The sequence below is a fragment of the Azospirillum sp. B506 genome (assembly GCF_000333595.1).
Lineage (GTDB): Bacteria > Pseudomonadota > Alphaproteobacteria > Azospirillales > Azospirillaceae > Azospirillum.
The window spans coordinates 1-3,158 of record NZ_BADK01000891.1 but is presented as its reverse complement, the minus strand read 5'-3'; the positions used below and the strand labels follow the sequence as shown (position 1 = coordinate 3,158).

Genomic DNA, 3,158 nt, shown 5'->3' with positions numbered 1-3,158 from the left:
TGAAGACGGTGGACGAGGGCAAAGACAGGCTGGACCGGCGGATTCCCGTGACCAAGGCCGATCTGCTGCCTTATGCGCCCTTCTCGGAGACCCGGCTGAACGGCACGCCGCCGACGCTGGCCGAACTGTGCGAAGCGGCGGTGACGCTCAGCGACAATGTGGCGGCCAACCTGCTGCTGCCCGGCGTCGGCAACCCGGCCGGCCTCACCGCCTTCCTGCGGGCCATCGGCGACAAGACCACCCGCCTGGACCGCAACGAGCCGACCATGAACACTGCCATCCCCGGCGATCCGCGCGACACCACCGCGCCCGCCGCCATGGTGCGCAGCATGGAACGGTTGCTGCTCGGCGACGCGCTGCGGCCGGACTCCCGGCAGCAGCTGACCGGCTGGATGGTCGCCAACAAGACCGGCGACAAGCGGCTGCGCGCCGGGCTGCCGGCCGGCTGGCGGGTCGGCGACAAGACGGGAACCGGCGCCAACGGCACCGCCAACGACATCGCCATCCTTTGGCCGGAAGGCCGGGCACCGCTGCTGGTCGCCAGCTACCTGACCCAGACCGCGGAGGGCTTCAAGCAGCAGGACTCCATTCATGCCGAAGTGGCGCGGACGGTGGCCGGCCTGTTCGGCTGAACCGGCTCAGACGGGAGAGGCAGGTGAGGGATGCGGCGGCCGGGCCCATCGCACGATGGACCGGACGGCGTTCAGGGCGTTCACATTGTCCTGGATGTGGAAATGCCGGCGCAACTCGGCGACGGCCGCCCATTCGCCGCTTTCGTGAAACGCCCTTTGAATTGCGGCGGCTTCATCCTGGCTGACGCTGAACATTCCAACCTCATGGCCGACCCGGCGGCCTTCGATTCCGATCATGCACCGGCAATGGGGCCAATGGCAAGGTCACCGGTGGCCGATCCTTGCCAATCCGCCGGGAAGGCGGCCTTAAACGGATGGGCGGCGGCGTGGGCGGCGATCCGGCCGGCCAGATGATCGGCCAGCGCGTCGACCCGCAGGGGCCGGCGGCGGCCGGACGCGAACAGAAGTTGAAGCGGGCTTTCCTCCGCGCTCCAGTCCGCCAGCAGCGGACGCAGGCGTCCTGCGCTGACGTCGGCAGCGACATCCAGCCAGGATTTGTAAGCGATGCCGCAGCCGGCCAGCGCCCAGTCGCGCAGAACGGCGCCATCGTCGGTGGCGCGGTCGGCCTCCACCACGATGCTGCGTTCACCCATCGGACCGGCGAAGCGCCAGCGGTTCAGCGGCTCCTGGCCGCGCAACAGGACGAGGCAGCGATGGCCACGCAGGTCCTCCGGTGCGGCGGGGGTGCCATGCCCCTCCAGATAGGCGGGCGAAGCAACCGGTACCCGGCGTGATGGCGCCATCTGTCGTCGGACAAACGCGGAATCCGGCAGTGCGCCATAGCGCAGCGCGCAGTCGAGGTCGTCGCGCAGAAGGTCGGCCAGACGATCGCCCAGCAGCAGGGTGAGGCGGATGGCCGGATGGCGGTCGCGGAACTCGTCGAGCCACGGGCGCAGCAGCGTCCGGCCGAGATCGGAGGGCGCCGCCAGCCGCACCGGCCCGGCAAAACGGCTGCGGTCGCCGGCCAGCCGTTCGGCCGCCGCGTCCAACTGGTCGAGCGCTTGCCGGCAACTGGCGAGATAGGCGGCTCCGGCATCGGTCGGGCGGACGCTGCGTGTCGACCGCTCGAACAGGCGGGCACCCAGTGCCTGCTCGATCCGTTTCAGCGCGGCGCTCGCCGTCGCCGGCAGCAGGCCGAGCTGCCTCGCCGCCGCCGACAGGTTGCCATGCTCGGCAATGGCGAGCAGCAGGCGGAGGTCGTCGAGCGCGATCATTATCAAATCCAATTTGGCAATATCTCAAAGACTGCCAGGATTATCACCCAGGGTGCGGAAGGACACAATCGGCTCCAACGCGAGAGGACGGCGTTGCCGTCCCGCTTCTGGAGACCTTCCCATGACCGTACCCATCACCGGACCGACATCCACCCGAACCGGACGCCGGATCGCTATCGGCGCGCTGCCGCTGATCGCCGCCCTGGTCGCCGCCGCCCTTCCGACGGGACAGCCGACGGCGACGGAGGTGCTGCCGCAGCCCGCCCATCTGGCCGGCGATGCCGCGTCGCCGACCGTGCTGGCCGCACGCCGCTATGCCGCCTTCTGGAACAGCGGGGACGAAGCCTTCGCCCGGAACGCGCTTGCGTCGGGCTTCACCGACCGCACGCTGCCGCCGGGCCGCCCGCAGGGCGCTGACGGGCCGTTGCAGGCCTCCCGCGCCTTCCGCGCCGCCGTGCCCGACTTGACCGCGGGCATCGAGGACATGGTGGCGGCCGGCGACCGGGTGGCGGTGCATCTGCGCTTCCGCGGCCATTTCACCGGACGCTTCGGCGAGGTGCAGGGCAGCGGCCAGGCGGTCGATTTCCAGGCCTTCGACCTCTACCGCGTCGCGGATGGCCGCATCGCCGAGAACTGGCACCTGGAAGACAACCTGTCGCTGCTGCAGCAGCTCGGCATCGTCAAGCAGTGAGGAGCGCCATCATGGACAGGATCGAAAACGCGGCGGGTGGCGCATCGCTGGCCGGCCGTGGCGTGGTCGTCATCGGCGGGGCCTCCGGCATCGGCCGGGCGGTGGCCGCGGCGGCGCATGGGCAGGGCGCGCGGGTGGTGATCGCCGGCCATCACGCCGGGCGGACCCGCATCGCCGCCGAGGCTTTGGGGGTCGAGGGGCTGGCCGCCGATCTGGGCGACCGCGGCAGCCTGGACGCCCTGTTCCGCAGCGTCGGCAGCCTCGACCATCTGGTCGTCACCGCCGGGCCGCAGATCGGCTCCCCGGCCTTCGCGCAGCTCGACCTCGCCGCCGCCCGGCGGGCGTTCGAGGTGAAGCTGTGGGGTGCGGCGGAGGCGGTCCAGGCGGCGCTGCCGCATCTGGCGCCGGACGGGTCGGTGACGCTGACCTCCGGCCTGCTGTCACGCAAGCCAAACAAGGGGGCGCTGGCCAAGACGGTGATGAACGCCGCCGTCGAAGCCCTGGGCAAGTCCCTGGCGAAGGAGTTGGCGCCGCTGCGGGGTCAATGTGGTGTCGCCGGGCGTGACGGCCACCGAAACTGGGGGGCGGTTCCGGCCGCCAAGCGCGACCCCTTCTATGCCA

Annotated in this window: 4 protein-coding genes; 3 read left to right on the top strand and 1 reads right to left on the bottom strand. The window is 70.9% G+C overall.

What is annotated here, in order from left to right:
• The coding region (gene bla / locus I71_RS27620) for a class A beta-lactamase (protein ID WP_042701590.1) at positions 1 to 632 on the top strand (632 nt) is incomplete at its 5' end.
• 233 nt (positions 633 to 865) lie between these two features.
• Here bla and I71_RS27610 read toward each other — a convergent pair.
• The gene (locus tag I71_RS27610) at positions 866 to 1,846 is read right to left on the bottom strand and encodes a LysR family transcriptional regulator (protein WP_042701584.1); all 981 of its coding nucleotides are present in this window, start codon (positions 1,844 to 1,846) and stop codon (positions 866 to 868) included.
• Between the two features lie 121 nt (positions 1,847 to 1,967).
• On the opposite strand from I71_RS27610, the gene I71_RS27605 reads away from it, so the two are divergent.
• Positions 1,968 to 2,537 (top strand): ester cyclase, encoded by a 570-nt coding sequence (locus I71_RS27605; protein WP_042701581.1) that lies wholly within the window; start codon positions 1,968 to 1,970, stop codon positions 2,535 to 2,537.
• An 11-nt stretch (positions 2,538 to 2,548) separates the two neighbouring features.
• Positions 2,549 to 3,158: SDR family oxidoreductase (locus I71_RS27600; RefSeq protein ID WP_049976366.1), on the top strand; the 610-nt coding region annotated here is incomplete at its 3' end.

Bases quoted from the DNA above. Each gene is read 5' to 3' on its own strand.
- I71_RS27610 (WP_042701584.1), bottom strand. From the start codon at position 1,846: ATGATCGCGCTCGACGACCTCCGCCTGCTGCTCGCCATTGCCGAGCAT.
- I71_RS27605 (WP_042701581.1), top strand. From the start codon at position 1,968: ATGACCGTACCCATCACCGGACCGACATCCACCCGAACCGGACGCCGG.